2 protein-coding genes and 1 pseudogene are annotated in these 3,804 nt (G+C 33.3%); all 3 read right to left on the reverse strand.

Annotation, left to right across the window (positions count from 1 at the left end; translation table 11 throughout):
• Positions 1-306: pseudogene (locus tag F6K22_RS35070) on the reverse strand (DNA phosphorothioation-associated putative methyltransferase); the annotation flags it as partial.
• A 1,230-nt stretch (positions 307-1,536) separates the two neighbouring features.
• On the reverse strand, positions 1,537-1,884 hold the full coding sequence (locus tag F6K22_RS35075; RefSeq protein ID WP_293109099.1) for a KGK domain-containing protein: 348 nt from the start codon (positions 1,882-1,884) through the stop codon (positions 1,537-1,539).
• A 315-nt stretch (positions 1,885-2,199) separates the two neighbouring features.
• Positions 2,200-3,255, reverse strand: coding sequence for a c-type cytochrome biogenesis protein CcsB (gene ccsB / locus F6K22_RS35080; protein WP_293109102.1), 1,056 nt, complete (start codon positions 3,253-3,255; stop codon positions 2,200-2,202).
• Positions 3,256-3,804: the final 549 nt, after the last annotated feature.

Below are 3,804 nucleotides of genomic sequence, written 5' to 3' on the forward strand. Positions count from 1 at the left end.
TGGATGAAGTTTGTCTAAAGCAGAGATATGAATATAAAATGCAGTTGGTAATTTTTTCCCTATTTTGCTTTGTTGACAGTATTTTTTTATCGCACCAGGATTGTGAATTTCTAGGAAGATCTGGTTAGCAAATTCACAAGCAGACTTATAAGTACAAAAATAAGTTTTGATATTGTCTCTAACTTTCTGGGGTAAGTCAGTTTCTAATTTTATTTTGGGTAATATTTGAAAGTCTTTTATATTTAAAGCCAGATATAGTAGGAGTTCAGAATAACTTTTTTTTTGAAAATTAAGTTGATTTTCCATTGCTAAAATCTGTCCGATACCTTTTCACAGAAGTTAAAATTTACAGCACTTTTAATTTAAGTAGACCACAAAATAATTTTGGGGTAGGAAGTAGGAAGTAGGAAGTAGGAAGTAGGGAAATGCTTTTGGGTTGCCTGTACTAACTGTAATCTATCTATATGAAAAACGCTATAAAAGCTTGAATTCAGTATTTATTTGTCGAAAATTTTAGAGTATCATTATTAGGTTCTTGCTAGGTAGGGGATTTGTAAGTTTGATAACCTAGAGTAACAATTCAAGATGCACGACCTCTAACGATTTTTTCTAGATATTTCTCCATAAGTTTTTTGAGCTATTGGCAAATATAGCAGTTCTCTTATTAATGAGATACAGTATTTTTTTCTCTTCTCTATTGCCGAAAATATAAAATTTGTGTATTTCACTAAGAGCGAGAATTACTATATGTTAGTTTTTTTGATTACTAACGTGAGGCTTGATTTTTATTCAATACAGTTTTTGAATGACTTAAGGTTATACCAAATCTCAAAAGTGTTGCTCTACTTAGGTAGCACTTCAATTATTAAATAATTAGCACCCTAGGAGCATCTTAATTATTCTGATGTTTGCTTCTCTGTAGGGACGTTCCATGCAACGTCCCTACCCACTCTCTTGCTTAATTGCTTAATAAAATTTAGAAAAGTTTTTGAGAAATGGCATTAGTTATATAGCACTACTCAATTAGCTGTTTGAAATTGCTAAATCCTGAAACCTACTTAGAGATTACTTTGAACTTTTGCATGAGTTACTTTTGAGTTTCGGGTAACCCTATAGCACTATGTCTTTTCGGTAGGATAACAAATTATGGTTGTCAGGGAATAGGGAATAAGAAACAGAAGGATACCCTAATCTATTTCTCTATTGCTAAGTAGTCGGAAATAAATAAAAAGTATTTTTGTAGACTTTAAAATACCTTTGCTTAACTGATTATCTTAGTTCCAATGACTCCAGTTAAACAATATAAAATGGGTGCATCTAAAATATTTGCAAAAATACTTTTTTCTTATTCCCTATTCCCTGTTTCCTGTTCCCTATTCCCTGTTCCCTGTTCCCTAAAAGCGATAAATTTTTGGCTTTATTCAAAATTGAGATGCACCCTATAAAATTAAGTATAGACTAGATAGACTAGAAAAAATAACCTACTAAAAAGTTCAAATAAAAACTACTAACTGGTGAATGATAAATCATCACAAATTAACTCCACATTCCTACATCCTGTGGTATTTCTTCAGAATTTTGTATTAGATAAGTCAAGGACTGAGCTATAGAACTAACAGCAGTTTCAGATAACCCTTTTTTTGAAACAGTATCATAAGTTTCTGTATAAAATTCTAAACGAAGTTTTACCTTTCCTTTTTTCCAGTAAGAACCAGGTTTCAATAATTGACATTCTAGCCCATCTTCAAATAAATTTTCCGACTCTAACCTAGCTAAAATCATAGTTATATATTCACTAACTTTAAATGTACATTGAAACATTAAAAGACTAGCACCTGTAGACAAAACATCATCATTATTTAATAGATGAACTTCAGTTTCCATAATAATTATCCTGGATTTATTCTGAATAAAGGAAGAAAGAAGAAAGTAAATTAAGTTATCAGTTATCAATTATCATTTCTTTCCCCTCAAGCATCCAGCTTGAAATACTGAATCGAATATTTTTTTCATCCTCTTAAAAGGGGAAACTTGAGATACAATTTTTTAGTCAAAAATAGTTTCAAACTGTTAGATGTGAAATAATCCCTTGAAATTACTCTACTATCTAAAGTCTTCAGTCTATAAAATCTAACTTTTAACTTTTAACTTTTAACTTTTAACTTACCTCTTTCCTCCTTATACCCCATTGCTTTTCAATCAAAAAAACCAACCATAGGAATGTAAACCTTTACCCAAAAGATTTACTCCTAAATAACATACCCAGACTACAGCAAATCCGGTAGCAGCCAAAATAGCAGGTTTTCGCCCTTGCCATCCTCTAGTAATACGAGCGTGAAGATAAGCTGCAAATACTAACCAAGTAATTAAAGCCCAAGTTTCTTTCGGGTCCCAACTCCAATAAGAACCCCAAGCTTCATTTGCCCAAACTGCTCCAGCAATAATCCCAATAGTCAGCAGTGGGAACCCTAAGCCAATAATACGATAACTAATGTTATCTAGGGTTTGAGCAATATTCAAACGCTCAGGTGAAAGGGTTGTTTCTGCCTCAACTGTTTGAGTAACCTGGGTCATTTCCAAGACAGCAGTTTTACTATGGCCATTGTTTGTAGATAGGGGAAAAGGTTCATGGTTGTTATTCATTTCGTTTAGGTGACCAACTTCTGTTTGCAGTTGCAAATTCTGCGAGTGCTTCACGAAATGATTATTTCTATAAGCACGAGTGCCAAAAGAACTACCACTAAGTTCTACTTTTTGGCCACTGGTAATAATTAGAAAAGCGATCGCCAGTAAAGACCCCACCATAAGAGTCGCATAACTCAACATCATCACACTAACGTGCATCATCAACCAATTAGATTTTAGAGCAGGGACCAGAGGTTCAGATATCTGCATATTGGAAGGCAAAGTTAGGGCAGCAAAAGCAGAAATACCCATAGCAACTGGAGAGGTAAAAATCCCTACTAGGCGACTGCCACTCATATTTTCAGCTATAAGATGAATAGTAGTAAGTCCCCAAGTTAGGAAAAATAGAGACTCGTACAAATTGCTAATAGGGAAATAACCAGCTTCTAACCAACGAGCGCCAAGTAATGTTGCAATACAGAGATTAGCGATCGCCATTCCTGTAGAACCCAAAACTGAGAGATAAGGGATACGAGGAAAAGCAGCACCTACCCAATAAATCAGCATGGTGCAAAATAAGACAGCAAACGAGATATTGTCCAATGAGTTTTGGAGTCTGACTAGATCCATTAATTTTTCTCCTTGATGATGTATTTCAGTTTATATTTTTTATGATAAGGATTATTCGTAAGACTAAGAAAATATGTTAACTTGACTCAGGAAAATTCTTAATAAGATAATAGAGTTGTCGATTGAGACATTAAATTAATTCAAGAAATAGTATTGCTTTTGCATATTTTGTCTTTACTACCTATGCTAAAAATTTCCAAGTCAATATAACTTAAGGATACTATAGTGCTACGCATTAAGATTAGGATATTTTTCTATTCTCTATTCCCTATTTCCTTTGAGCTTAAATTTATTGTCTTAAACAGTAGACATCTCCAATAATCAATTTTATTTTTGATTATTGTACACAAATCATTAATTATCAAAATAATTGGGTCTAAAACCCTGCCTTGATCGGCGAAATATTTTGGGAGCTTTGCTCAAATCCCCGTTACAAAAATAACTTCTGACTTCTGACTTCTAACTTCTGACTTCGTTAATTTCCCCTATTCCCTACTCCCTACTCCCTACTCCCTATTCCCTTATTGTCATGAAAAATATTTTATTTGA

The organism is Okeania sp. SIO2F4 (assembly GCF_010672385.1).
Classification (GTDB): Bacteria; Cyanobacteriota; Cyanobacteriia; order Cyanobacteriales; family Microcoleaceae; genus Trichodesmium.

Bases quoted from the DNA above. Each gene is read 5' to 3' on its own strand.
- ccsB (WP_293109102.1), bottom strand. From the start codon at position 3,255: ATGGATCTAGTCAGACTCCAAAACTCATTGGACAATATCTCGTTTGCT.
- F6K22_RS35075 (WP_293109099.1), bottom strand. From the start codon at position 1,884: ATGGAAACTGAAGTTCATCTATTAAATAATGATGATGTTTTGTCTACA.